The 25,161-nt window shown below is 54.7% G+C and carries 19 protein-coding genes; 6 read left to right on the forward strand and 13 right to left on the reverse strand.

All coding sequences use genetic code 11. The annotated features are described in order from the left end of the window. Positions 1-12 precede the first annotated feature (12 nt). The 7 genes from lldD to ACUY4S_RS00755 form a co-directional block, all read right to left on the reverse strand. Positions 13-1,200, reverse strand: coding sequence for an FMN-dependent L-lactate dehydrogenase LldD (gene lldD / locus ACUY4S_RS00725; RefSeq protein WP_312690117.1), 1,188 nt, complete (start codon positions 1,198-1,200; stop codon positions 13-15). Continuing rightward, positions 1,197-1,973 carry a transcriptional regulator LldR gene (gene lldR, locus ACUY4S_RS00730; RefSeq protein WP_312690115.1) on the reverse strand — a complete coding sequence of 259 codons (777 nt, stop codon included), beginning with the start codon at positions 1,971-1,973 and terminating at the stop codon, positions 1,197-1,199. Before lldR ends, lldD begins: the two co-directional genes overlap by 4 nt. Continuing rightward, entirely contained in the window at positions 1,970-3,625 is a 1,656-nt protein-coding gene (gene lldP, locus ACUY4S_RS00735) for an L-lactate permease (protein ID WP_312690113.1), read from the reverse strand. Before lldP ends, lldR begins: the two co-directional genes overlap by 4 nt. A gap of 266 nt (positions 3,626-3,891) precedes the next feature. Beyond that, a complete protein-coding gene (locus tag ACUY4S_RS00740) occupies positions 3,892-4,254 on the reverse strand; it encodes a YibL family ribosome-associated protein (protein ID WP_458022982.1) in 363 nt (120 codons plus the stop codon). A 56-nt stretch (positions 4,255-4,310) separates the two neighbouring features. Further along, a complete protein-coding gene (gene mtlR / locus ACUY4S_RS00745) occupies positions 4,311-4,898 on the reverse strand; it encodes a mannitol operon repressor MtlR (protein WP_312690209.1) in 588 nt (195 codons plus the stop codon). Further along, a complete protein-coding gene (mtlD, locus tag ACUY4S_RS00750; protein ID WP_458022981.1) occupies positions 4,898-6,046 on the reverse strand; it encodes a mannitol-1-phosphate 5-dehydrogenase in 1,149 nt (382 codons plus the stop codon). Before mtlD ends, mtlR begins: the two co-directional genes overlap by 1 nt. Positions 6,047-6,176: 130 nt before the next feature. Further along, on the reverse strand, positions 6,177-8,090 hold the full coding sequence (locus ACUY4S_RS00755) for a PTS mannitol transporter subunit IICBA (protein WP_458022980.1): 1,914 nt from the start codon (positions 8,088-8,090) through the stop codon (positions 6,177-6,179). 513 nt (positions 8,091-8,603) lie between these two features. Here ACUY4S_RS00755 and ACUY4S_RS00760 point away from each other — a divergent pair. From ACUY4S_RS00760 to ACUY4S_RS00775, 4 genes are all read left to right on the forward strand, one after another. Continuing rightward, positions 8,604-9,212 (forward strand): glutathione S-transferase, encoded by a 609-nt coding sequence (locus ACUY4S_RS00760; protein ID WP_312690107.1) that lies wholly within the window; start codon positions 8,604-8,606, stop codon positions 9,210-9,212. Between the two features lie 95 nt (positions 9,213-9,307). Further along, complete coding sequence (gene selA, locus ACUY4S_RS00765; protein WP_458022979.1) at positions 9,308-10,684, forward strand: L-seryl-tRNA(Sec) selenium transferase; 1,377 nt, start codon at positions 9,308-9,310, stop codon at positions 10,682-10,684. Continuing rightward, positions 10,681-12,531, forward strand: coding sequence for a selenocysteine-specific translation elongation factor (selB, locus tag ACUY4S_RS00770; protein ID WP_312690103.1), 1,851 nt, complete (start codon positions 10,681-10,683; stop codon positions 12,529-12,531). Before selA ends, selB begins: the two co-directional genes overlap by 4 nt. Before the next feature lie 166 nt (positions 12,532-12,697). After that, positions 12,698-13,159 carry a 4Fe-4S dicluster domain-containing protein gene (locus ACUY4S_RS00775; RefSeq protein ID WP_458022978.1) on the forward strand — a complete coding sequence of 154 codons (462 nt, stop codon included), beginning with the start codon at positions 12,698-12,700 and terminating at the stop codon, positions 13,157-13,159. Between the two features lie 618 nt (positions 13,160-13,777). Here the strand turns inward: ACUY4S_RS00775 and avtA are convergent. Together avtA and ACUY4S_RS00785 are read right to left on the reverse strand one after the other, a co-directional pair. Then, positions 13,778-15,028, reverse strand: a complete 1,251-nt coding sequence (gene avtA, locus ACUY4S_RS00780; RefSeq protein ID WP_458022977.1) for a valine--pyruvate transaminase — start codon at positions 15,026-15,028, stop codon at positions 13,778-13,780. Positions 15,029-15,176: 148 nt separating this feature from the next. Continuing rightward, on the reverse strand, positions 15,177-17,213 hold the full coding sequence (locus ACUY4S_RS00785) for an alpha-amylase (protein WP_458022976.1): 2,037 nt from the start codon (positions 17,211-17,213) through the stop codon (positions 15,177-15,179). A 316-nt stretch (positions 17,214-17,529) separates the two neighbouring features. Here ACUY4S_RS00785 and ACUY4S_RS00790 point away from each other — a divergent pair, with 316 nt between their 5' ends. Continuing rightward, complete coding sequence (locus ACUY4S_RS00790; protein ID WP_458022975.1) at positions 17,530-18,360, forward strand: protein bax; 831 nt, start codon at positions 17,530-17,532, stop codon at positions 18,358-18,360. A gap of 54 nt (positions 18,361-18,414) precedes the next feature. Here the strand turns inward: ACUY4S_RS00790 and xylR are convergent, their stop codons facing one another. The 4 genes from xylR to xylF all read right to left on the reverse strand — a co-directional run bounded on the left by xylR (position 18,415) and on the right by xylF (position 23,477). Next, positions 18,415-19,593: a D-xylose utilization transcriptional activator XylR gene (gene xylR / locus ACUY4S_RS00795; RefSeq protein ID WP_312690093.1), complete on the reverse strand. Its 1,179-nt coding sequence runs from the start codon at positions 19,591-19,593 to the stop codon at positions 18,415-18,417. Between the two features lie 102 nt (positions 19,594-19,695). Then, on the reverse strand, positions 19,696-20,877 hold the full coding sequence (xylH, locus tag ACUY4S_RS00800; protein WP_312690091.1) for a xylose ABC transporter permease XylH: 1,182 nt from the start codon (positions 20,875-20,877) through the stop codon (positions 19,696-19,698). Continuing rightward, on the reverse strand, positions 20,855-22,396 hold the full coding sequence (locus ACUY4S_RS00805; RefSeq protein WP_312690089.1) for a xylose ABC transporter ATP-binding protein: 1,542 nt from the start codon (positions 22,394-22,396) through the stop codon (positions 20,855-20,857). Before ACUY4S_RS00805 ends, xylH begins: the two co-directional genes overlap by 23 nt. 88 nt (positions 22,397-22,484) lie before the next feature. Beyond that, positions 22,485-23,477: a D-xylose ABC transporter substrate-binding protein gene (gene xylF / locus ACUY4S_RS00810; protein WP_312690087.1), complete on the reverse strand. Its 993-nt coding sequence runs from the start codon at positions 23,475-23,477 to the stop codon at positions 22,485-22,487. Positions 23,478-23,837: 360 nt separating this feature from the next. Between xylF and xylA the strand changes: the two genes are divergently transcribed. Beyond that, the gene (xylA, locus tag ACUY4S_RS00815; protein WP_458022974.1) at positions 23,838-25,160 is read left to right on the forward strand and encodes a xylose isomerase; all 1,323 of its coding nucleotides are present in this window, start codon (positions 23,838-23,840) and stop codon (positions 25,158-25,160) included. Position 25,161: the final 1 nt, after the last annotated feature.

Here is a 25,161-nt window from a genome sequence, read left to right on the forward strand (position 1 = left end):
AGGGTTTTTTACTCAGGCTGCATCGCCGTGTGCCAGCGGCGCCAGTGCAGCAGGCAACTGGCTTAGCTCCTGTACCAGCGATGCCTTGCTGATTTCGCTAATCGAACGCGCGCCAGTCAGCGTCATTGCGACTTTCATTTCTTTTTCGATCAAATCCAGCAGGTTGGCCACGCCTTTACGTCCATGGGTTGCCAGCGCGTAAAGATACGCGCGGCCCAGCAGAACGGAGTCTGCGCCGAGCGCAATCATGCGCACCACATCAAGTCCATTACGGATACCGCTGTCGGCAAGAATGGCGATATCGCCTTTTACGGCATCGGCAATCGCCGGCAGCGCACGGGCAGATGAGAGCACGCCATCCAGCTGGCGGCCGCCGTGGTTAGACACCACAATGCCGTCTGCACCAAAGCGCACTGCATCGCGGGCATCTTCTGCGTCCAGGATCCCTTTGATCACCATCGGACCGTCCCAGAATTCCCGGATCCACTCCAGGTCCTTCCAGGAGATTGACGGATCGAAGTTTTTCGCCAGCCAGCCAATGTAGTCTTCCAGCCCTGTCGGCTTGCCAAGGTAAGTCGAGATGTTGCCCAGATCGTGCGGCCGCCCGTTCATTCCTACGTCCCATGCCCATTGCGGGTGCGTAACTGCCTGCCAGTAGCGACGCAGGGCCGCATTCGGGCCGCTCATCCCGGAGTGGGCGTCGCGGTAGCGCGCGCCCGGCGTAGGCATATCAACGGTAAACACCAGCGTAGAGCATCCCGCCGCTTTGGCTCGCTCCAGCGCATTACGCATGAAGCCGCGGTCACGCAGCACATACAACTGGAACCACATGGGACGTTTCAGGGTCGGCGCGACTTCTTCAATCGGGCAGACGGAGACGGTCGACAACGTAAAAGGAATGCCTTTCGCATCGGCGGCTCCCGCAGCCTGGACTTCGCCACGGCGGGCATACATGCCGCACAGCCCGACCGGTGCCAGCGCAACCGGCATAGAGAGCTTTTCGTTAAACAGCGTGGTTTCGAGGCTGAGGTCGGACATATTTTTCAGCACCCGCTGGCGCAGCGCTACCTGGGAAAGATCCTCAACATTGCGGCGCAGGGTGTATTCGGCATACGCGCCGCCGTCAATATAGTGGAAAAGGAATGGCGGCAGAATACGTTTGGCGGCTGCCCGGTAGTCACTGGCTGCGGAAATAATCATGCTTTTTTCTCCCTGGAGTGAATGAGCTGCTCGTCAGGCAGGCGGGTGATCCGTGCCTGGCGAGCCTGATCTTCATCGAACTGGCGAATGGTGGTATGCACAAAGCCGAGATGCGCCATCATGGCCTGACGTGCGCCATCGGCATCGCCGGCAACAATCGCCTGCATCACCGCCTGGTGCTGTTCAGTAAGTTGTGAAAAAACGGGGGGAACGAGGTACATACGCTGGCGGCTCTGTTTGACCGACGATTGCAGCAGATCGAAGAATCCACGCATGGTTTGCAGCAACACGACATTATGCGAAGCCTCTGCGATGGCAAGGTGAAAGCGCACATCCGCCTGCGAGGCCAGATCCGGGTCGTCGGATTGCGTGGCCTCAAAGCACAGCACGATTTTCTCTTTATCGGCCTCGGTGGCGCGCATGGCCGCATGCCAGGCGGTGCTGGCCTCAATGGCGTGGCGCGCTTCCAGAATATCAAAACTGTAATCCGGGTCGTCATTCAGCAACGTTTTGAGCGGCTGCACGATGTTTTGTTCAGACCATTCATCGTGTTGCCAGCGAACAAAGGTGCCGCCGCCGCGACGGCTCAGTAAGACGCCTTCGCTTACCAGCCGTGACAGGGCTTCACGCAATGAGTTGCGCGACACGCCAAGTTGCACGGCCAGTTGGCGTTCGGCGGGCAATTTCATGCCCGCTTCCAGGCGTTGTTCGGCAATCAGCGCCCGCACGCGATCAGCAACATCATCGGCGAGGCGTCTGGGTAAAACTTTCATGGGATCATCCAGGTCAATACATAGGCCTGAAGTGTGGTAATCAGGCCCACCATGCAGGTGAAAATCAGGCTGTGCTTAACAGTGAAGCGGAACAAATCCGACTCTTTCCCTACCAGGCCAACGGCTGCACAGGCGATAGCAATCGACTGAGGCGAGATCATTTTGCCGGTCACGCCACCGGTCGTATTGGCCGCCACCATCAAAATATCTGACACACCAATTTGTTGGGCTGCGGTGGCTTGTAAGGCGGCGAAGAGCGCATTCGACGAGGTATCCGAACCGGTAAGAAAGACACCCAGCCAGCCAAGGAACGGCGAAAAGAAGGTGAACGCGCTGCCAGTATGGGCAAGTGCCAGCGCCAGTGTTGATGACAGTCCGGAGTAGTTAGAAATAAAGGCGAAAGCCAGCACCATGCCGATGGAGTAAATCGGCAAGGCCAGATCACGCAGCGTACTCTTAAACGTGCTGATAGCGTCTCTGGGTTTCATGCGCAGCCAGACAATCGACAGAATGGCGGCAAACAAAATGGCTGTCCCGGTGGCAGAGAACCAGTCAAATTTGTACACCGCCGCGTAAGGCGTTGCCGCACTGACAACCGGCGGCATGCGGGCTACCAGTTTATCGAGGTACGGTACGGAAACAGTAAACACCCAGTCATACAGTGCACCACCCGGGGCAAACAGCGCCTTGAATGGCGGAACGCTCCACAGCGTGACGGTGGCGGTTAAAAACAGGAACGGGGACCAGGCGCGCAGCACCTGACCGGCGCTGTATTGGGTTTGTTTTAAATCCAGGTCGACCTGGGCGGCTCCCATATCGCCAAAGCGGAAAATACGTACGGGTTTCCAGCGTTTAAGGAACAGAGTCAGGCACACCAGAGACACCAGCGATGAGATGATGTCCGGCAGTTCCGGGCCAATAAAGTTTGAACTCAGATATTGTGCAATCGCAAACGAACCACCGGCCACGATCACCGCAGGCCAGGTCTCTTTCACGCCGCGCCAGCCATCCATAATCGCCATGATCCAGAACAGCACAATAATGGTCAGGAATGGCAACTGGCGGCCCACCATCTGGCCGATTTCAAAGCTGTCCAGACCGGTTACCTGCCCGGCAACCAGAATCGGGATGCCCATAGCGCCGAAGGCCACTGGCGCGGTGTTAACAATTAAGCACAGGCCTGCGGCATAGAGCGGATTAAACCCTAACCCCACCAGCAGTGCCGCGGTAATGGCGACCGGTGCGCCGAACCCGGCAGCCCCTTCCAGAAACGCGCCGAAAGAGAAACCAACAATCAACATTTGCAACCGCTGGTCGGGTGTAATGGACAGGATGGACGAGCGAATAATGTCAAACTGCCCGGTTTTGACCGAGATCTTATACACAAAGACGGCGGCGATAATGATCCAGGCAATCGGCCACAGGCCGTAGAAGAAGCCATACACCACCGAGGCCAGCGCATTTTTTAGCGGCATATCATAAAACAGCAGTGCCACGGCCAGCGCAATGGCGACCGTCCAACTAGCGGCAAGATAGCCTTTCAGCTTGAGCTTTATCAGCGCAAAAAAGAAAAACAGGATCGGCAGCGATGCGATCAGACTGGATAGCCAGATATTGCCGGCTGGGTCGTAATTCTGTTGCCAGAGATTCATGCAGGTCTCCTGAGAACCACAGCAAAACAGGCGGGCGGTAAGTCTGTGCTTATCTCTGCGTCACATGTTTTGTAAAAGTGGTCCTGCCAATGGTGTTGTGTAGGGTTTGTGATAACGAATGGTTATCCAAATGTTACCCACAGGCAAATGTTCTGTGACCAGATTTTGTCGAATTGTGAACCAGAGAGAAATTCAGGGAGGATTGGTAGGACCAATTGGGGCAGCCCGTGCCCCTCACGTAGAGAGGCTGGGCTGTTAAGCGCGGATCAGAACTCGCTTTTTGCAAAACCGGTCATGGCATCAAGACCCATCTCACGACCCAGCGCGGTCATCGGGTGCACGACAACCAGACCGCGCACGCTTTTTTTCAGTTTGCCGAGATCGGCCTGCTCTTTCTTGGTGATGGCGCGGCTGAACGGCATTTGCATCAGTTTCTGCGCTTCTTTACTCAGTTTCTGAATGTACTGCGCGCGCAGACGGGCGATCTCGTCTTCCAGCGTGGTTTTCTCTTTTTCCAGCTCGGCGTATTTATCTGCAGCTTCGACTAAAGAGAGCGCGGCCTGCTGGTGGCGAATCGCGTCAAGGCGGTCGCTCAGGCGCTTAATTTCGTTCTTTTCGACTTCTTTCATGGGGCTCAGTTTTGTTGGGGAAATAAAAGATAAGGATACAGCATTTATAACGGAGTTTACTTCTGGAATGCCTTTTTTAAACTGATTCGGGAGATCAGCTCGGTGAGCGACAGCACCATAGTGGATCGCACCACTTGTTGGTAGCGCTGTTTTTGCATGGCAAACAGGTTCGGATCGCTTTTATCAAACAGCGGTGTTGGCGGCAGGGCGGCAACACAGTGCAGCTCGCCGAATGGCCCAAGGATCTCATCATCGGTGAAGGCGTATTCTGTGCCGTCGTGGTTCAGCTCTTCGCGCAGCGCCATCAGCAGCTCTGCGTCTTCATATTCCGGGCGAGAAATCACCCCAAGACCGTAAATCAGCTTCAAACGCACGGACAAATTGCCCAGCGGTCCATCTCCGTCAAGCAGCGGCTCTACAGCATATTTCACCGCATAGTCGTCTTTGCGGAATACCTGCAGCACCAGAATATTGACCGCTTCATTGAGTAGCTCAACGGCAGCGATTAAAAAGCTTCGTACTGTTTTGCCCGCATTCAGACGCTCGAGTACACGGTTTTCGAAAGCCTGCGTTTGTTCCATTATTGCCTGCATATCTGACAATTTCGTTAACAGGCGCGGGATCTCCCGCGCCAGAGTCGGCATCATGCCTGTGCGTTATAGGCGTTGACGGCTTCGTTAACGACCGGGCTGTTGACCTCCAGGCCGGAAACCTGAGCCAGTGCAGCCTGCGGGCCTTTCTCAGCGATAAGCGCGGCCAGCTCCTGCGCCTGCGGATCCTGCTCGCTGCGGTAATGCATGGCAGCGGCGATACCTTTTACCAGGTTGGCATGCGGCAGGTTGTATTCCAGCGTGCCGAGCAACGGTTTAATCAGTCGGTCGCCAGCGCTCAGTTTACGCAGCGGCTGACGGCCTACGCGCTCAACATCGTCTTTCAGATAGGGGTTTTCAAAACGGCCCAGGATTTTCTGAATATACGCAGCGTGCTTATCGGCATCGAAGCCATAACGCTTGATCAGCACCGCGCCGCTCTCTTCCATTGCGCCTTTGACGACCGCACGGATGTTGGCATCCAGGATGGCGTCGCGAATGGTTTGAAGGCCGGTCTGTTTTCCAAGGTACGCGGTTATAGCATGCCCGGTATTCAGCGTGAAGAGCTTACGTTCAACAAATGCCATCAGGTTATCAGTTAATTCCATTCCTGGAATGTCTGGCAGCGTACCTTTGAACTGGGTTTTATCCACAATCCATTCGCTGAAGGTTTCCACGGTGACTTCCAGCGGATCGTGAGTTGCCGACTCAGACGGCGGAACGATACGGTCAACGGCAGAGTCGACGAAGCCAGCATGTTCTTCAACCCAGGCTTTGTCTGCATCGTCCAGGGCAGCCATAACATGGCCTTTCAACTGTGTGGTGCCGCGCACCATGTTTTCACAGGCAATAATGTTCAGCGGCGCATTAAGCCCCTGAGCTTTGCGTTTGGCCAGGCCTTTTGCGATAGCCGGGGCAATGCGCTCCAGCACGACAGGCCCCACTGCGGTGGTCACCAGGTCAACAGTGGCAATCAAATCCACCACCTCGTCGCCAATACTGCTTACCGCATTAACCCCGGAAACGGTATCAACCTGCTCATTTTCACCCACCACATGTACCTGGTAGCTATGACGGGCATTAAGGGCGTCGAGAACCACCTGATTCACATCGGCGAATGTCAGTTCAATCCCCGCGTCGGCCAGTAATTTGCCGATAAAACCACGTCCGATATTACCTGCGCCAAAATGTAATGCTTTCATAGTATTAACCTTTATCAATGTTTTTACCCGAGAGGGCTGGGGTGAGGAACCGCGTCAATTTCTCCTCACCCGAGCCCTCTCCCCGGCAGGGGAGAGAGCATCGGCCCGGTCAGTTGACCGGGCTAAGGGATTACTTACCAAGCAGCGCCAGAACTTCTTCCACGCTGGTGGTCTGAGCCAGACGTTGAATGACCGTCTCGTCATCCAGGGCGTTGGTGAGACTGGTGATCACCTGGATGTGCTCATTGTTACGTGCGGCGATGCCGATCACCAGACGGGCGATGTCATCTTCCTCTTCGCCGAAGCGAACACCCGCCGGATACTGGCAGAACACGACGCCCGTTTTCAGCACGCGATCTTTCGCTTCTACAGTGCCGTGCGGTACTGCAATAGACTCACCCAGATAGGTCGGGGTCAGTTTTTCACGCTCCAGCATGGCATCAACGTATTCGGGTTGCACATAGCCGCCTTTCACCAGTTGTTCACCGGCAAAACGGATCGCTTCTTCTTTGTTGCTCGCCGTGCGGCCAAGGAAGATATTCTCTGCACTCAGTTTAAATAGGTTGCTGTTAGAGGCATCAAAGCTATCTTGCAGGCTGCTGTTGACCTTTGCTTCATTGTCCGTGTGGCGCTGTGCAGCAACCAGACGTTCCGTCAGATTGGTGTACAGGCCGCTATCGAGGAAGTTGGTCAGCGAAATATGCTGCGCTTGCGGCGCCTGGCGCATTGCACGTTCGGTCAGATCGCGGTGCGTAATGACCAGGTCAACGTCGGACGGCAGGCTGTTGATTGCGCTGTTGGTCACCGAGATGTGGGTCAGACCGGCATCCTGGACTTTCTTACGCAGCACACCTGCACCCATGGCGCTGGAACCCATACCGGCATCACATGCAACGATGATTTTACGTACATGGCTCAGGTCGTTGGTCACGTCACCGGCCGCCAGCGGCGTAGCGCCTTTGGACTGGGCTTTCATGTCCTGCATACGACGGGTAGCCGTTTCGATATCTTCGTCTTCTTCTTCTTTCACTTTGCTGGTTTTCAGCAGGATAGAAGAGATCACGAAGGAGACGATCAGGGCAGCGAAGATAGCCGTCAGGTTCGCGAAGTAAGCGCCTTTTGGCGTCATGGCCAGCACTGCCAGAATGGAACCCGGAGATGCCGGAGACACCAGACCACCGTTCAGTACGCTCAGCGTAAATACGCCCGTCATACCACCGAGGATCACGGCCAGCAGCAGACGCGGGTTCATCAGCACATACGGGAAGTAAATTTCGTGGATGCCGCCCAGGAAGTGGATGATAGCCGCACCGCCAGCAGACTGTTTCGCGCTGCCGCGACCAAAGAACATATAGGCCAGCAGAACGCCCATACCCGGACCCGGGTTAGCTTCAATCAGGAAGAAGATAGACTTGCCGATATCATGAGACTGCTGAATACCCAGCGGTGAGAAGATACCGTGGTTTATGGCGTTATTGAGGAACAGGATTTTCGCTGGTTCAACAAAGACAGACGCCAGCGGCAGCATGTCATGCACCACCATGAAGTTAACGCCCGCTGCCAGTGCTTTCGACAGGACTTCAACTGCAGGGCCAATGCCGAGGAACGCCAGGATGGCGAGGATCATACCGATGATGCCAGCGGAGAAGTTATTCACCAGCATTTCGAAACCGGATTTGATCTTACCGTCTACGGCGGCGTCAAATTTCTTAATGCAGAAGCCGCCCAGCGGGCCAGCAATCATTGCGCCGAGGAACATCGGCATATCCGCACCGACGATAACGCCCATTGTGGTGATCGCGCCGACGACACCGCCACGATCGCCGCCGACCAGACGGCCACCGGTAAAACCGATGAGCAGCGGCAGCAGGTAAGTAATCATTGGGCCAACGAGTTTCGCCAGCGTCTCGTTAGGTAACCACCCTGTAGGAATAAACAATGCGGTGATGATCCCCCACGCGATAAACGCGCCGATGTTTGGCATCACCATATTGCTGAGGAATCGACCAAAGCTTTGCACCTTGATCTTGATATCGGATGACATAAAACACCCCTTCTTATGTTTGCTATCGCACAGGCCGGAAGCCCGAGGTTTGTTGTTAATGTGGCGGCAGAGGTAGCCGGACCTGGGTTATCTGTGATGCGAAATCTCGCACCGAATGGGGAAACTGTCCAGATAGCGGCTATTTGTGTGACTTGGATCACATCAATAGAGGGGGTAGTCGGTCATTTGTCGTGATCAGGATCACAAAAAACATGTGTAAAAAAAGAACAAAGCACAAAAAACAGACACTGCAAGGGGTTAAATGTGATGTGTTTCACATTTCTCATTCGACACTTTGTTATTTATTTGTGATCTAAATCACAAGATATTTTTGCCAGGACTTTTCTGAGTGTGATCGCTCGCAAACTGTGCATTTTTCGCGCAGGACAAACTGTAACTCCCTTACACCCCCTCCAGTGCGGTAAAAGATAGGCCGCGAAGTTTTCATCTGGATGAAACTCTGTATTCCCTGGTTCATACTGAGAGTTTAGTTGGCGAAAAAAGGACCCGGCAATGAAACTGATCGGCAGCTACACCAGCCCCTTTGTGCGTAAAATTTCTGTGATCCTGCTGGAAAAGGGCATCACCTTTGAATTTGTCAATGAACAGCCCTACCACGCCGTAAATGGCGTGGCGCAATTCAATCCGCTTGGCAAGGTCCCGGCGCTGGTAACCGATGAAGGCGATGTCTGGTATGACTCGCCGATCATCACGCAGTATCTCGATTTACTAGGACTTGACCCGGCGATGGTGCCATCGGATGCGATGGCCGCACTTAAGATTCGCCAGCTTGAAGCTCTTGCCGACGGGATTATGGATGCCGCACTGGTGTCGGTACGTGAACTGGCGCGCCCGGTTGAGCAGCAATCCGAAAGCGAGCTGCTGCGCCAGCGGGAGAAAGTCAGCCGTGGTCTGGATGCGCTGGAAAGCGCCCTGCAGACAGGGACACTCAGTGTGGATACGCTGAATCTGGCCACAATCGCCATTGGCTGCGCCATTGATTACATTAACTTCCGCCATGTTTCCCCCGGCTGGTGTGTTGATCGGCCGTTGCTGGTCAAACTGGTGGAAAACCTGTTTCTGCGCGAGAGTTTTGCCCGCACCGCCCCGCCAAAGGCTTGATAAGCATGGTGTCCGCCTGAGCAAAGTCGCTGTACAATCCCCACATGTCAAACCCTCTCCCAACGGGAGGGGGCAACCTACAGCCAGGCCTTTTCATGACAACTCTTTACAGCCAGATCCCTTCAACCGATCGTCTGTTACGTGACGAGGCGTTCGCCACTTTGTTAGCGACGTTTGGCCACCAGCAGGTGGCCGGCACATTGCGTGAAATGCAGGACGAAGCCCGTCAGCATATCCGTACCGCGCAGACACTGCCAGACTGGTGCCCGCATTGGGCGGAGGAAACCCGGCAGCGACTGGCGCGCAGCGACATCAGCGCATTACGCCCAGTGTTTAACCTCAGTGGCACCGTGCTGCACACCAATTTAGGCCGCGCCGTGCAGTCGCAGGCCGCCATTGATGCCGTGACCCGGGTGATGAGCTCGCCGGTAACGCTGGAGTATGATCTTGACGGTGCCGGGCGAGGGCATCGCGATCGCGCGCTGGCAACGCTGCTTTGCCAGCTGACCGGGGCGGAAGATGCCTGCATCGTTAATAACAATGCCGCTGCCGTGCTGTTAATGCTGGCCGCCACAGCGGCAGGCCGTGAGGTAGTGGTTTCTCGTGGCGAACTGGTAGAGATTGGGGGGGCGTTTCGCATTCCGGATGTGATGCGCCAGGCAGGCTGCGTACTGCATGAAGTCGGCACGACCAACCGCACCCATGCCAAAGACTATCAGCAAGCCATCAATGACAATACCGCGCTGCTGATGAAGGTGCACACCAGCAATTATCATATTGAAGGCTTTACTAAAGCGGTCGATGAGAGCGAGTTGGTGGCGCTTGCTGAGGCCGCAGGGCTACCGGTGATTGTCGATCTTGGCAGTGGTTCGCTGGTGGCGTTAAGCCAGTATGGGCTGCCGCAGGAACCGATGCCGCAATCACTGATTGCTGCGGGCGTTAGCCTGGTCAGCTTCTCGGGCGACAAGTTGCTGGGAGGCCCGCAGGCGGGAATTATCGTCGGTAAAAAAACACTGATTGACCAATTGCAGCAGCACCCGCTGAAGCGTGCGCTGCGTGCAGATAAAATGACACTGGCCGCGCTGGAGGCCACGTTACGCCTCTATTTGCACCCGGAAAAACTCCCACAGTCGCTGCCCACGCTGCGTTATCTTACGCGCCCGGAGCAGGAGATCCGTGAGCAGGCGCAGCGCCTGCGTCACGCGCTGATGTCACATTACCCTGAATTTGACTTGCGTGTTGAGCCTTGCCTGTCGCAAATCGGCAGTGGATCGCTGCCGGTAGACCGCCTGCCCGGTGCAGCGCTGACGTTCACCCCGCGCGATGGAAGCGGTCGTCGGCTGGAAGCGCTGGCCGTGCAGTTGCGCGCGCTGCCGCAGCCGGTGATTGGCCGTATTTATGAGGGCCGGTTGTGGCTGGATTGCCGCTGTCTTGAAAATGAATCCCGCTTGTTGGAGATGCTGCAGAAATGATTATTGCCACTGCCGGGCATGTTGACCACGGCAAAACCACGTTGATTGAAGCCATTACCGGTGTGAATGCAGACCGCCTGCCGGAAGAGAAAAAACGCGGTATGACCATCGATCTCGGTTACGCCTACTGGCCGCAGCCAGACGGGCGCGTACCGGGCTTTATTGATGTTCCGGGGCATGAGAAGTTTCTTTCCAATATGCTCGCGGGCGTGGGCGGCATTGATCATGCGCTGCTGGTGGTGGCCTGTGATGATGGCGTCATGGCGCAAACGTGCGAACACCTGGCGATTTTACAGCTCACCGGCAACCCGGCGCTGACCGTGGCGCTGACCAAGGCCGATCGCGTCGATGAGGCGCGTATTGCCCAGGTGCATGAAGACGTTCAGGCCACCGTGCAGCGTTTTGGTTATCAACACGCGACGGTGTTCGTGACGGCGGCAACCACCCTGCGCGGTATTGATGCGTTGCGTGAACACCTGTTGCAGCTTACAGAGCGTACGCACCCGGAGCACCAGCGCTTTCGTCTGGCACTGGATCGCGCTTTTACCGTAAAAGGCGCGGGGCTGGTGGTCACGGGCACTGCGCTCTCCGGCGAGGTGCGCGTTGGCGATACGCTGTGGCTGACGGGTGTGAATAAACCGATGCGCGTGCGAGGCCTGCATGCTCAAAATCAGCCTGTTGATCAGGCACATGCCGGGCAGCGCATCGCCCTGAATATCGCCGGTGATGCGCAAAAAGAGGATCTCACCCGTGGTGACTGGCTGCTGTCGCAGCAACCCGATGCGCCAACAGAACGCCTGATCGTCACGCTGCAAACACACGTTCCGCTGACGCAGTGGCAACCAGTGCATGTGCATCATGCCGCCAGCCACGTGACCGGGCGCGTCTCGCTGCTGGAAAATGACCTTGCAGAGCTGGTGCTGGATTCGCCGCTGTGGCTTGCGGATAACGACCGCCTGGTGCTGAGGGATATTTCCGCACGTAGCACACTGGCTGGCGCGCGCATAGTGGCGCTGAACTCACCGCGCCGCGGCAAACGTAAAACGGAGTACCTGCAATGGATCGCCGCGCTTGCGCAAACCACAAGCGATGCGCAGGCGCTGGCCGTGCATTTGTCGCGTGGGGCCGTTAATCTCCGCGCCTTTGGCTGGGCACGCCAGCTCAGCCCTGTCGGGCTGGAGCAACTTGCCGGGCAGCCGGGGTATATCCGTGCTGGCGATAATCTGCTGAATGCACCGGTTGCGGCACGCTGGCAACGCAAGTTGCTGGAGACGCTGGCGGTTTATCACCAGCAACATCGTGATGAACCGGGCCCCGGCCGTGAGCGCTTGCGACGCATGGCTCTGCCGATGGAAGATGAAGCGCTGGTTTTAACGCTGATTGAGCGGATGCGTGAAAATGGCGATATCCATAGCCACCATGGCTGGCTGCATCTGCCCGATCACAAAGCGGGCTTTACCGACGAGCAGGCGCAGCTCTGGCAAAAAGCGGGCATGTTATTTGGTGATGAGCCATGGTGGGTGCGCGATTTGGCGCGAGCGATCGGCGCCGATGAGCAGGTGACGCGCAGCTTGCTGCAACAGGCGGCACAGCAGGGGCTGATTACTGCGATCGTCAAAGATCGCTATTACCGTAACGATCGGATTGTTACTTTCGCCGATATGATCCGCGATCTGGATCTGGCGCGCGGTTCAACCAGCGCGGCCGACTTCCGCGATACGCTCAATGTCGGGCGCAAACTGGCGATCCAGATCCTCGAATACTTTGACCGGATTGGTTTTACTCGCCGCCGCGGCAATGACCATATCCTGCGTGATAGGGCCTTGTTCAGCAAAGATCATGGCTAATCCTGGTTAACTGGCGTCTCCCGCGCCAGTCGCGTTAAAAGGGTTAAGGCAAAGCGCCAGATAGGTTTATGCAAATGACAAATCTGGCCTTTTTCCCGGTTGCGATCAAAGCACTGTCATCCTGTTTTCTGGCACCCTTGGCTTTTTTCGCCTGCCGGAGTGGAAAATGAACCATTTTATTGTCGCAGACTCTAGCCGATGCATCGGCTGCCGGACCTGCGAAGTGGCCTGCGTTGTTTCCCATGAAGACAACCAGGACTGCTCCGGGGTCACACCTTCCACGTTTACTGCCCGTATTCGTGTGGTGAAAACCGGGGCATTTTCTACCGCAGTCACCTGCCATCACTGTGAAGATGCGCCCTGTGCCAATGTCTGCCCGGTCGGTGCAATTCGTCGTGCGGAAGGGGCGATACATGTCGAACAATCTCGTTGTATCGGCTGTAAGAGCTGTATGATCGCCTGCCCATTCGGCGCAATGCAGGTCACCGGGGCACAGGCACTGAAATGCGATCTCTGCCAGCACCGTGAGACGGGCCCGGCCTGCGTTGAAGCCTGCCCGACGTCGGCGCTGAGTTGTATCAATCCGCTGCTTCTGCGAGAAGCGCGCTTGCGTAGTCTCTCTTTATAAGTCCCTGTTTTAGTTATAAGTATTGTGGCGGACCTTATCGCACCTGTAATGGCAGTGAAACAGTGCCCCTTGTGGGGGCACCGAAGGGTAACGCCAGATCTGTTTATCACTGTTCGCCGCCCAACCATTCGGGGGCTTGGTTTCGCTGGTGTTGGAGGTATGAGAGAGCAAATAACGGCAACGATGCTGTCGTTATTCCGTTGCCAGGGTATTGAGGGCGAGAAATGCGTTCGTCGCCATGATGATGCTCCACTGAATAAAACGGCAGGGATGTATTAATCAGTGTATGTCGCTTTTTAAGACCAGCCATATGGCCTGATGAATAATGGCAGGAAAAAGTGAAAAATGTGATTATTCTTAAAAATAACGCAAAGCAATATAAAATATATTCATTTCAATAACCTATCGTAGCACGCTAACGATTAAACCCTAATAGTATTAGGTTTCTGAAGGTTGCGTTAATCGGCGCAGCCAGATGGAAATAACTTCCATAAATAAACTGAGCGATTCATCGTTTTCTGAAGAAATATAAGCGTGGAAAAATATATTGTGCGTGGCCAGATTAATACGCAGCGAAAACGCCCCCTGGCTGGAGGGCGTTAAATAAGGCGTGTGGTGTTAGTTTTCTTGCCAGGCCTTTTCGACTTCTTCAGCGAGAATTCTCACCCCTTGTTCAATAAGCGAGGGGTCAGGCACATAGTTCATGCGCATGCACTGGTGTGTGTGCGGCCAGGGTTTATCCAGGCCGGGGAAGAAATAATCGCCAGGTACCATTAACACCCCGCGTTTCTTGAGTCGTTGGTACAGCAATTCAGTGCTGATAGGTAAATCCTTAAACCACAACCACAGGAAGATAGCGCCCTCGGGTTTATGGATCAGGCAGCGTTCTTCCGGCAAATAACGGCGCAGCGTGGCAATGGTTTCCTGCACCCGTTGATAGTAAAAGGGCTTGATGACCTCCTGCGACAGCCGCAGCAGGTCTTTACGCTTGATCATTTCACACATCATTGCCGGTCCAATACCGCCAGGCGCAAGGCTGATAATGCCGTTCATATTACGAATAGCGGAGATCACTTTTTCATTGGCAATAATGATGCCGCAGCGGCTGCCTGGCAGGCCCAGCTTCGACAGGCTCATACACAAAATAATATTCGGGTTCCACAGCGGGCGCGCTTCACTGAAGATAATCCCCGGGAAAGGCACGCCATACGCGTTATCGATCACCAGCGGAATGTTGTGTTGATTGGCCAGCACATCCAGCTTCATCAGTTCTTCATCGGTGATAACGTTGCCGGTGGGGTTGGTCGGGCGCGAGACGCAAATCATCCCCGTCTCTTCACCAATGTGCAGATGTTCAAAATCGACGTGATATTTGAACTGGCCGTCCGGCAGTAGCTCAATATTCGGGCGCGCGGAAACAAACAGATCCTCTTCCAGGCCGGAGTCCGCATAGCCGATATACTCTGGCGCCAGCGGGAACAATACCTTACGGGTGCTGCCATCGGCGCGGCGGCCTGCAAACAGATTGAACAAGTAGAAAAACGCACTCTGACTGCCGTTTGTCAGTGCAATATTCTGTGGCTCAATATCCCAACCCAGTTCTTCACGCAGCATACCTGCCAGCGCGGTCAGTAGCTCGGTTTTACCCTGTGGGCCGTCATAATTACACAGCGCATCAGTCGCTTTGCCGTTTTCTACCATCTCTGCCAGCAGGTTGTGGAAGTAATCAGTCATGGCGGGAATTTGCGCCGGGTTGCCACCGCCAAGCATGATGGCACCAGGGGTACGTAAACCGTCGTTGAGATCCTCCATCAGGCGTGTAATGCCTGCATGGCGGGTGAATTTGTCGCCGAAAAGTGAAAATGTCATCGCTACTGTTCTGCCGGGCTACTGTTCAAAGTGGCTAACCATAGCGCTCTGCGAAGCAGGGTGCAAATCACCGTTCGGCGCAAATAATCGCGTTTTATTCTTAAAATTTACACTTATATGGCGTTATATACTGATGTGAGCGAGCGGCTCACTGCGGATCACGCCCGGCCCAGACGACAATGACCTTGTCATCGCCCCACTGGCGTTTGAATCCATAACCCTGCGGTAATGTGAGCGTCGTCTGCTTACCCGCGCCAAGTGCAGGATGACGTGCGCGGAACTGGCCCAGCGTTTGCCAGTGACGCAGGTTCTGTGCTGCGCTGCCATTCAGATCCTGCCAGTTCATATCCGATCGCGTACCCTGAAGCGGATCCGATCCCGTGGGGCCAAAGGGACGGACGGACTCATCGCCATAAAAGATTTGGACCGCACCAGGCGCAAGCAGCAGCAATTCCGCCGCCTGTTGACCCCCTTCACGGAACAGGCGAGTGTCGTGCGAAGAGAGATAACTCAGGGCGTTAAAATTCTGCAACTTGTCAGCCATTTGCTGCCAGACGGCATCCATATTCGCCAGGCATGGCACAGCGCTGGCCGCCTGCTGCTGATAATCAAAATTGATCATCGCATCAAAACCGTGGCGGTAATATTCACTTTGCATGACGCCGTGGCCCCAGGATTCGCCGGTCATCCAGAAGGGGGAATCATCGATTTTTTTCTGGGGATTGGCCTGCTTCCACGCGGCCAGCGCCTGTGTCGCCTGATCTTTAAGCTGCTGCCAGGCCGCCAGTTCAACGTGTTTAGCGGTATCGACGCGAAAACCGTCAATGCCATACTCGCGTACCCACTGACTCAGCCAGTGCGTGAGGTAATCCCGTGGCGTATAACCGCGCATCTCCTTTGCGCGAGTATCCGCTTTATGGCGGTAAAACAGCGGCAGCCCGGAGGCGGTAGTAGACTCGGTTTTCAAATCCGGCAGGAAGGCCAGCGACAGCGTCAGATCGTCAAAACCTGGATTGTCATAGTCGCCAATATCGGTACGGATCCATTTTTTGCCCCACCAGTTTTGCCATGCGGTTTTATCGCTGAAGTTGATGTAATCATTAAAACTGTGCCAGCTCTGGCCAGCGGCGGGCCGCCAGTCGGTCCAGTGTTTGCCCAGCAGCTTCTCGCGCTCGTTTTCTTTCAGGTACAGCGCGCCAAACTGGTAAGTTTGCATATCCGCTAGCGTCGCGTAGCCAGTGTGATTCATTACCACGTCAAACAGCACACGAATGCCCCGTCGGTGGGCTTCATCCACCAGCGTATGTAGCTCGTCCTCCGTTCCCATATTGGCGTCGAGGCGCGTCCAGTCCATGGGGTAATAGCCGTGGTACGCATAATGCGGAAAGTCGCCCTTCGTACCGCCGCCAACCCAACCGTGGATTTGCTCCAGCGGCGAGCTAATCCACAGTGCGTTAACGCCCAGCTGTTGCAGGTAGTCCAGTTTGCTGGTTAACCCTTTTAGATCGCCGCCGTGAAAGGTGCCGATCTCCTGCATACCGTCTTTGTGTCGGCCATAACTGTTGTCATTGTACGGATCGCCATTCACATAACGGTCGGTGAGGACAAAATAGACAGTGGCGTTGTGCCACTGAAATGCCGCAGGCTTCGTGGTTTGTGCAGATTCAAGCAGCAATAACCCCTTGCTGTTCGCCGCAGGTTGCAGGGTGATATTGCCTCCGCGCACGGTTGCGGTCTGCTTGCTGTAGAAGTCCCTCACCACGCTGCCTTCCGGAAACGTGTCGCCGACTGGCACCGTGAGCGGCGTATTATTGCGCACCGGGCACTGGCGTACCGTCGCCGCTGGCGTAGCTACCGACTCGCTTTTCACACTCAGCATCAGAGTCGGTGTGCCCGAACGGGTATCAATCTGTAACTGGTAGTCACCATCGCGGAAAACCCGCCACTGTGCGGCGCTTCCTGTACAAGGGACCAGTGACAGCATCTGATTCAGTTTTACGCTCTCTGCGGGTTGCCAGCACTGCTCTCCCTCTTTAAAGACCAGCGGCACGCTGCCCTTTTTCAGCGTGGTTTCGCTCCGCCACAGGCCGGTTCCGTCGTTAGTGAGAGCGGGAAAGCCGCTGGCGGTCCAGTCGGCGAGCGCAAGCGTGGGCAAAAAGAGAAGGGCTAATGTGGCGTGTTTCATGGGGAGCCTCGGTGATGGCGATGTGCGCCAGTGTGCCATCCTCGTCACGTGGGCAACTCCTCCTGTGCGGGTTATCGCCAGGGAGGAGTCTTAGGGGGGAGCGATCGCGCGCACAAATGGGTCCCGGATCTGCGATAAACGCCACAATTACGGGATATTGTCCGTTTTTTATGCAGTTTACTCGTGACATGGTTTCAGAATTGGATTATTTCTGTACGTGCTCTTGCAGGCTATTTTTGTTATGATTTGAGATTCAGCTCTCAAAATTAGGCAAAAAAGAAGGTGTTGGAATGTTTACATCCGACCAGGAGACTTAATGATATCGATACCCATGCGACGACCTGGGGCGACGATACTCATGTTTTTCACCCTTATATTTTCGGGTGGGGTGCTGGCAAAGACGCACACAACAGAAACAGCGAGTCACAAAGCCCACGTCACTAAGGCAAGCGTAAAAAAACAGGCAAGCAGTAAACAAGAGTATTCTCGCAATAGTGTAAAAAGTAGTTCACTTCCTGATTTGCGAAAATACCCTTCCGGAACCCCAAGGAAAAAAGCGTTTCTCCGGACGGTAATGCCTTATATCACCAGTAAAAACTCAGCGATTACCGCCGAGCGTAACTGGTTGCTTAGCAAACAATACGACAGCCAGTGGTCGCCTGCCGAACGCACGCGTCTGAAGGAGTTGTCCAAACGTTATAAAGTAAGCTGGTCCGGGAATACGCGTCGTATTCCCTGGAATGCGCTGCTGGAGCGAGTGGACATCATCCCGGACAGCATGGTGGCGACGATGGCGGCAGCGGAAAGTGGTTGGGGAACCTCGAAGCTGGCGCGTTCTAATAATAACCTGTTTGGTATGAAGTGTGCCAAAGGGGCATGTAAGAATGGCGCAGGCAAAGTGAAAGGTTACTCTCACTTTGAGTCGGTACAGGAGTCAGTAGACGCCTATGTGACCAACCTGAACACGCATTCAGCGTATGCCTCTTTCCGTAAGTCGCGCGCGCAGTTGCGTAAGGCGGATCAGGAAGTGACGGCGACCAATATGATCCATAAGCTGCAGGGTTACTCAACCCGTGGCACGAGTTACAACAACTACCTGTTTGCCATGTATCAGGACAACCGGCAGTTAATTGCCTCTCATATGTAATGCATTAAACGCCTTCCATCCGGAAGGCGTTTTTCTATATGCATTAAAAGTGCGTTAAATAAGGATCTCGCTGTAGCGGTCGCGGTAATCTTTTGGGGTGCTGTCGTATTCCTTGCGGAATACCGAATAGAAATATTGCAGAGACGGGTAACCGCACATTTGTGAAATCTCATTGATCGACAGTGAGGTTGAGATCAACAAACTTCTGGCTTTTTCCAGCTTTTCAGCATGGATCATTGAGTGAATTGTCTCTCCGACTTCTTCCTTGAAGCGTTTTTCCAGATTAGATCGTGAGATCCCCACGGCATCCAGCACCTGATCGACCTTGATGCCTTTGCAGGCATGGTTACGGATATAGTGCATGGCCTGGATAACCGCCGGATCGTTCAGAGAACGGTAATCAGTGGAGCGCCGTGCCACAACACGCACGGGCGGCACCAGCAGCCGCTGAAGCGGCAGGGTTTCGTTATCCAGTAGCCGGTGCAGCAGCTTCGCCGCCTGGTAACCCATCTGCCGGGTTCCCTGCGCCACAGAGGAGAGCGCCACCCGCGACAGATAACGGGTCAGTTCTTCGTTATCAATGCCAATGACGCACAATTTTTCCGGCACTGGAATATGCAGATGGTCGCACACTTGCAGTACGTGACGTGCACGCGCATCAGTGACCGCAATAATGCCAGTCTGCGGCGGCAGCGTTTGCAGCCAGTCCGCCAGACGGTTTTGCGCATGTTGCCAGTTCTCTGGCGCGGTTGTCAGACCCTGGTAGACCACGCCACGGTATTTCTCCTGCGCCACCAGCTGGCAGAACGCATATTCACGCTCGGCCGCCCATCGCTTACCGCTGGAAGCGGGTAAGCCGTAAAACGCAAAGCGGTGAACGCCTTTCTCTTTCAAATGCAGAAAGGCACTCTCTACCAGCGCATAGTTGTCGGTGGCGATGTAATGAACGGGAGGGTAGTGTTCTGGCGTGTGGTAAGAGCCGCCAACGCCGACGATCGGCACGTCGACATCTACCAGCAGACGCTCGATATCCCGGTCGTCATAATCGGCAATCACCCCATCGCCAAGCCACTCTTTGATGTTTTCAATACGGGCGCGAAAATCTTCTTCTATAAAGATGTCCCACTCCGATTGTGACGCCTGCAAATATTCACCAACCCCCTCAACGACCTGACGGTCGTAGGCTTTATTGGCGTTGAATAACAACGTGATGCGATGGCGCTTCTCAAACATATCGATTCGCTTCCTGATGAGTCGTCTGTTCTGATTACCATATTCAGCCTGTGGCCGGATAAAAAAGCGCTGGCAGTGTGATCGTCGCTGCGATCACGTTATTCAGGCCCGGCGTTTGGTTGCTGAATCCATCCACACCGCCAGCAGCAAAATGGCACCTTTAACGATGTACTGCCAGAACGTCGGCACGTCCATCATGCTCATGCCGTTATCCAGCGAAGCCATAATAAATGCCCCCATTACCGCACCGGCAACACTGCCGATTCCTCCGGCGAGGCTGGTGCCGCCAATCACGCAGGCGGCAATGGCATCCAGTTCGGCAATATTCCCCGCCGACGGTGAGCCCGCACCAAGGCGCGAACTGAGGATCAAGCCGGCAATCGCCACCATCAGGCCATTAATGGCGAATACCGCCAGTTTGGTGCGCTCAACGTTGATGCCAGACAGGCGTGCGGCATCAACATTGCCGCCAATCGCATAAATACGCCGGCCAAAGGCGGTGCGGGTAGCCATAAACATTCCGGCCAGCAGCAAAAAAGCCAGCAGCAGCACGGGTGTGGGCACACCGCGATAATCATTAAGCAACCAGATGGCGCCCAGTACAATCACTGCAATAATCGCCTGACGACCTACCGCCGTGCCCGAAGAGGATGTTGCCAGCCCGAGCGACTGGCGACGCAAACGGCCTCGCCATTGCCATAACACAAATGCCGCCAGCCCCAGTACCCCCACGCCGAAACCGATGCCGTCGGGCAAGTAACTTTGGCCAATCTGCGACATTGCCGCGCTGGTGGGCGACACCGTCGTGCCGTTGGTGATGCCGATCAATACCCCGCGGAAGGCCAGCATCCCGGCAAGAGTCACAATAAACGACGGGACTTTGCGATAGGCCACCCACCAGCCATTCCAGGCGCCCAGCACTAAGCCCAGCACCAGCGTGACCGCCACTGTGAGCGGCAGCGGCCAGCCGAGCCAGACATCGAAAATCGCCGCCGCGCCGCCCAACAGGCCCATCATTGAGCCAACAGAAAGGTCAATTTCGGCGGAGATGATCACAAACACCATTCCCACGGCGAGGATGCCAGTAATGGCAGTCTGGCGCAGCAGGTTGGAGATATTACGCGCGCTCAGATAGGCGCCATCTGTCATGCCGGTAAAAAACAGCATAATCACCACGATGGCTGCAATCATCACAAACACTTGCAGATTGAGCGACTTCAGCCCGGAGAATGCTCCCGGCGTTGCGCTGGATAACTTGATTTCAGACGGGTTGCTTTTCGACATGATGTTCGCTCCTCAGCGCCGCTTCCATGACCTGCTCCTGGGTCAGATTACGATTGATAAGATCGGCTTTTAGCCTGCCTTCGTGCATCACCAGCACCCGGTCGCTTAAGCCCAACACTTCAGGCAGTTCGGATGAGATAACAATGACCGCAATCCCTTGCTGTACCAGTTGATTGATCAGTTTGTAGATTTCGTACTTGGCGCCAATATCGATGCCGCGTGTCGGCTCATCAAGGATCAGAATGCGCGGATTGAGCAGCAGGCAGCGGGCGAGAATCGCCTTCTGCTGATTACCGCCGCTCAGGCGGCCAATCGCCAGTTCTGGCGAGGAGGTTTTGACCTTCAGACGCTGCAGTGACTGCAAAATACAGGCTTGCTCGGCGGCATCGTCCAGGCTACTGAACGCCCCGGTGAACTGATCCAACGCTGCCAGGGTCATGTTCTTACCCACCGCCATCACGGGCACAATGCCGTCTTTTTTACGATCCTCGGGCACCATTGCAATGCCGTGCGCAATCGCCTGCTGGCAGTTAGCAATGTGTACCGGCTTACCGTCCAGATAGACGGTGCCTTCCCAGCGCCCCGGCCAGACACCAAACAGGCACTGTACCGCTTCGGTCCTGCCTGCACCGACCAGCCCGGCAATACCGAGGATCTCCCCGCGTTTGAGGCTGAAGGAGATATCGTTAACGCGCTTGATGTGGCGGTTTACCGGATGCCAGGCAGTAAGGTGCTCAACGCGCAGGATCTCGTCGCCTGTCTCGTGCGGTTCATTGGGGTACAGCGCCGTCAGTTCGCGGCCAACCATCATGGTGATAATGTCGTCTTCGCTCATTCCCGCGGCGTCGCGTGTGCCTATATGCAAACCGTCGCGAATAACGCTGATCACGTCGGATATCGCTTTGACTTCATTGAGTTTGTGAGAGATATAAATACAGGCAATATCGTGGTTGCGCAGATCGCGAATTATATCGAGCAGGATCGCGGTTTCCTGTTCCGTCAGCGAGGCGGTCGGTTCATCAAGAATCAGTAAGCGTACCTGCTTGTTCAGCGCCTTGGCGATTTCCACCAATTGCTGCTGCCCAAGACCTAAATCGCCCACGCGGGTGTCCGGCGAAATCGCCAGGCTGACTTGCTTAAGCAGCTTTTCACAGCGCAGCGTCATCTGGTCGTAGTCCATTACGCCATGACGGGTAATTTCCGCGCCCAGGAAGATGTTTTCCAGTACCGTCAGATGTTTCACCAGGGCCAGCTCCTGATGGATGATAGCGATGCCTTTACGCTCGGTATCGCGGATATGCGTGGCCTGTAGCGTTTCGCCCGAAAAGACGATTTCCCCTTCATAACTACCTGCCGGATAGATCCCGCACAGCACTTTCATCAGTGTGGATTTGCCCGACCCATTTTCGCCGCACAACGACAACACTTCGCCAGCATTCAGGCGCAGGCTGACGTTATCAATGGCTTTGACCGCGCCGAACGCTTTGGTGATGTTCTTCATTTCGAGTAAATAAGGCATGGCTGCTCCACGTTATCCGCTGGTATAACAGCGCCCGAAAGCATTGGCGGAAGGCGCGCCGCGATGAAGCAAGGGCGCGCCGCCGTATTCAGAGCTGATTTTTCTGATGAAAACCGTCTTTGATGACCGTGGCGTCAATGTTGTCTTTGGTCACTTCAATTGGCGTCAGCAGGCGAGCAGGCACGTCTTTTAACCCGTTGTTCAGGGAAGCATCTGCTTTGGGTTGCTTGCCGTTACCCAGCTCGACGGCAATCTCTGCAGCGGTATTTGCCAGTTGGGTAATGGGTTTGTAGACCGTCATGGTCTGGCTACCGTTAATCAGCCGTTTCACCCCGGCCAGATCGGCATCCTGGCCGGAGATAGCGACCTTCCCGGCCAGTCCCTGTGCACTCAGCGCCTGGATAGCGCCGCCAGCGGTTGCATCATTCGACGCGACCACGGCATCGATTTTGTTATTGTTAGCGGTGAGGGCGTTTTCCATGATTTTTAGCGCATTTTCAGGCAGCCAGCCATCGACCCACTGATCGCCAACAATTTTAATTTTTCCGCTATCAACATAGGGTTTTAACACTTTCATTTGCCCGGCGCGGAACAGTTTGGCGTTATTGTCGACTGGTGAACCGCCCATCAGGAAATAATTACCCTGAGGGACTTTACTGACAAGGCTTTGCGCCTGTAATTCCCCGACTTTTTCATTATCAAAAGAAATATAGAAATCAATGTCGGCATTATTAATCATGCGATCATAAGCCAGTACTTTAATTCCTTCCTGCTTAGCTTCTTTTACCACATTACTTAATACCTGACCGTTGTAAGGAATAATAACCAGGACATCAACGCCGCGATTAATCATATTTTCAATTTGCGACATCTGCGTTTCTTCGTTGCCGTTAGCAGACTGAACAAACACACTGGCGCCGAGCGACTCGGCTTTTTTAACAAAAATATCGCGATCTTTTTGCCAGCGTTCAAGACGGAGATCGTCAATCGCCATGCCGATTTTCACCTCTTTGGCATGGCTGGCGACGCTGGCAAACAGCAGGGAAGCGCAGAGAGTAAGGCAAAGATTCTTTATCTTCATAATAGTAATACCTTTTGTAGGGTGAATGGCGAGATAAAAGAAACATGCACTGCTTTGAACGAGCAAATTCTTAACGCATAATCCTGGGCTGGCAATTACAGATTTTTATCCGGGCATTACGTTTTTTGGTTTATTTCCTGATTTATGACCACGATCTTATTTTAAAAAAAGCAAAACCGATTTTGCATAAAAAATCGGAAGACGCTACGCAACGCTGAAAGTCATTATTTTGCGAGCCAGCGCACGTTTGCGCATTCTCTTAATGGCAGTGTGAAATAACGTAATTGAGCAACGCCCGGCGAGGATCCAGTATTACTGCAGATTTGAACACTCGCCGCATATCTGTCAATGGAGCTCATTATGCAAGCATATTTTGACCAGCTGGATCGCGTTCGTTATGAAGGCCCGAAAACCACTAACCCTTTAGCGTTTCGTCATTACAATCCGGATGAGTTAGTGCTCGGTAAGCGTATGGAAGATCACCTGCGTTTTGCTGCTTGCTACTGGCATACGTTCTGCTGGAACGGCGCGGATATGTTCGGCGTCGGCTCTTTTGACCGTCCATGGCAGCAGCCTGGCGAGGCGCTGGCACAGGCAAAACGTAAGGCGGATGTCGCTTTTGAGTTCTTCCATAAGCTGCATGTGCCCTTTTATTGCTTTCATGATGTGGATGTCTCACCAGAAGGTGCTTCGCTGAAAGAGTACCTGAACAACTTTGCGCAAATGGTAGATGTGCTGGGTGAAAAGCAGCAGCAAAGCGGCGTGAAACTATTGTGGGGAACGGCAAACTGCTTCACCAATCCGCGCTACGGCGCAGGCGCAGCAACCAACCCCGATCCGGAAGTGTTCAGCTGGGCGGCCACACAGGTGGTCACGGCAATGAATGCTACCCATAAACTCGGCGGCGAAAACTATGTGCTGTGGGGCGGCCGCGAAGGCTACGAAACCCTGCTCAATACCGATTTGCGTCAGGAGCGCGAACAGATTGGGCGCTTCATGCACATGGTGGTTGAGCACAAACACAAAATCGGTTTTCGTGGCACGCTGCTGATTGAACCCAAGCCGCAGGAGCCAACCAAGCATCAGTATGATTACGATGCCGCGAATGTGTATGGCTTCCTGAAACAGTTTGGTCTGGAGAAAGAGATTAAACTGAATATCGAGGCTAACCATGCCACGCTTGCCGGGCACTCTTTCCACCATGAAATCGCCACCGCCATTGCGTTGGGGCTGTTTGGCTCTGTGGACGCCAACCGTGGCGACCCGCAGCTCGGCTGGGACACCGACCAGTTCCCCAACAGCGTGGAGGAAAATGCGCTGGTGATGTACGAGATTATCAAAGCGGGCGGCTTCACGACCGGCGGGCTGAACTTCGACGCCAAAGTGCGTCGCCAGAGCACCGACAAGTACGATCTTTTCTATGGCCATATCGGGGCAATGGACACCATGGCGCTGGCGCTGAAAGTGGCGGCGCGGATGGTTGAAGATGGCGAGCTGGATAAACGTGTCGCCCGGCGTTACGCCGGCTGGAATGGTGAGCTGGGCCAGCAAATTTTGCAGGGGCAGCTTAGCCTTGCGGAGCTGGCGAAGTACGCTGAACAGCAGAACCTGGCGCCGCGGCATCAAAGCGGTCATCAGGAACAGCTGGAAAACCTGGTTAATTACTACCTGTTCGACAAATAAC

Source organism: Kosakonia beeri, assembly GCF_054165705.1.

Excerpts from the sequence above, each read along its gene's own strand:
- lldD (WP_312690117.1), bottom strand. The coding sequence starts at position 1,200 with ATGATTATTTCCGCAGCCAGTGACTACCGGGCAGCCGCCAAACGTATT.
- lldR (WP_312690115.1), bottom strand. The coding sequence starts at position 1,973 with ATGAAAGTTTTACCCAGACGCCTCGCCGATGATGTTGCTGATCGCGTG.
- lldP (WP_312690113.1), bottom strand. The coding sequence starts at position 3,625 with ATGAATCTCTGGCAACAGAATTACGACCCAGCCGGCAATATCTGGCTA.
- ACUY4S_RS00740 (WP_458022982.1), bottom strand. The coding sequence starts at position 4,254 with ATGAAAGAAGTCGAAAAGAACGAAATTAAGCGCCTGAGCGACCGCCTT.
- mtlR (WP_312690209.1), bottom strand. The coding sequence starts at position 4,898 with ATGCCGACTCTGGCGCGGGAGATCCCGCGCCTGTTAACGAAATTGTCA.
- mtlD (WP_458022981.1), bottom strand. The coding sequence starts at position 6,046 with ATGAAAGCATTACATTTTGGCGCAGGTAATATCGGACGTGGTTTTATC.
- ACUY4S_RS00755 (WP_458022980.1), bottom strand. The coding sequence starts at position 8,090 with ATGTCATCCGATATCAAGATCAAGGTGCAAAGCTTTGGTCGATTCCTC.
- ACUY4S_RS00760 (WP_312690107.1), top strand. The coding sequence starts at position 8,604 with ATGAAACTGATCGGCAGCTACACCAGCCCCTTTGTGCGTAAAATTTCT.
- selA (WP_458022979.1), top strand. The coding sequence starts at position 9,308 with ATGACAACTCTTTACAGCCAGATCCCTTCAACCGATCGTCTGTTACGT.
- selB (WP_312690103.1), top strand. The coding sequence starts at position 10,681 with ATGATTATTGCCACTGCCGGGCATGTTGACCACGGCAAAACCACGTTG.
- ACUY4S_RS00775 (WP_458022978.1), top strand. The coding sequence starts at position 12,698 with ATGAACCATTTTATTGTCGCAGACTCTAGCCGATGCATCGGCTGCCGG.
- avtA (WP_458022977.1), bottom strand. The coding sequence starts at position 15,028 with ATGACATTTTCACTTTTCGGCGACAAATTCACCCGCCATGCAGGCATT.
- ACUY4S_RS00785 (WP_458022976.1), bottom strand. The coding sequence starts at position 17,213 with ATGAAACACGCCACATTAGCCCTTCTCTTTTTGCCCACGCTTGCGCTC.
- ACUY4S_RS00790 (WP_458022975.1), top strand. The coding sequence starts at position 17,530 with ATGATATCGATACCCATGCGACGACCTGGGGCGACGATACTCATGTTT.
- xylR (WP_312690093.1), bottom strand. The coding sequence starts at position 19,593 with ATGTTTGAGAAGCGCCATCGCATCACGTTGTTATTCAACGCCAATAAA.
- xylH (WP_312690091.1), bottom strand. The coding sequence starts at position 20,877 with ATGTCGAAAAGCAACCCGTCTGAAATCAAGTTATCCAGCGCAACGCCG.
- ACUY4S_RS00805 (WP_312690089.1), bottom strand. The coding sequence starts at position 22,396 with ATGCCTTATTTACTCGAAATGAAGAACATCACCAAAGCGTTCGGCGCG.
- xylF (WP_312690087.1), bottom strand. The coding sequence starts at position 23,477 with ATGAAGATAAAGAATCTTTGCCTTACTCTCTGCGCTTCCCTGCTGTTT.
- xylA (WP_458022974.1), top strand. The coding sequence starts at position 23,838 with ATGCAAGCATATTTTGACCAGCTGGATCGCGTTCGTTATGAAGGCCCG.